The 682-nt window shown below is 78.4% G+C and carries 1 pseudogene; it reads right to left on the reverse strand.

What is annotated here, in order from left to right:
• Positions 1-639 (reverse strand): annotated as a pseudogene (locus SACPADRAFT_RS33660) (hypothetical protein); the annotation flags it as partial.
• Positions 640-682: the final 43 nt, after the last annotated feature.

A 682-nucleotide genomic window follows, 5' to 3' on the forward strand; every position in this document is an offset into this window, starting at 1 on the left:
GGTTCCCGCGCCCGTGCGCACGGTCGTGCTCCCGTCGGCCCGGTCGAGGGCGACGTCGCCCGACCCGGAGTCGACGTCCACCCGCCCGGTGCGGCCGGTCACGGTGACCCCCGCGAACCGGGTCCGTACGTGCAGGTTCGACCCGGCGGGTGCCCGGACGGTGACCGCGAGCGGGGTCCCCACCGGCGGGGGCGGCTTCGGCCCACGCACCACGATCCGGTCGCCGACCTGCTCGACCCGGACCTGGCGGACGGGGTCCGCCGCGCCCCCCGTCAGGTCGCCGAACCCGGCCCCGAACTGGCTGCCCATGACGTCACCGACCCAGTTCAGCACCCCGGCCGCGCTGTCGGCCCACGCGGGCCGGGTCCCGGGTGCGCGGCGCACCTCCACGACGGCGTCGCCGGGGTCCGTCTCCGCGGGCACGTCCGCCCCCGCGTGCCCCCCGGGGCTGTCCGGCTCCGTACGGGCGTCCTCCCGGCCCGGGGACACTCCGGTGTCGGCGTGTCCGTCGGTGAGGACCACCGTGATCCGGCCCGCGGTGACGTCCACGTCCAGATCGACGGGGCCGTCCACGGCGAAGGTCCGGCTGCGGACGAGGTCGTCGTCGGGGGTGTCCCGGTCGGTCACGGCCGCGCTCACCCCCGTACCCATCCGTGCACGGCCGCGCCGCCGCGGCCGCCGC

It is taken from the genome of Saccharomonospora iraqiensis subsp. paurometabolica YIM 90007, assembly GCF_000231035.2.
GTDB lineage: Bacteria > Actinomycetota > Actinomycetes > Mycobacteriales > Pseudonocardiaceae > Saccharomonospora > Saccharomonospora paurometabolica.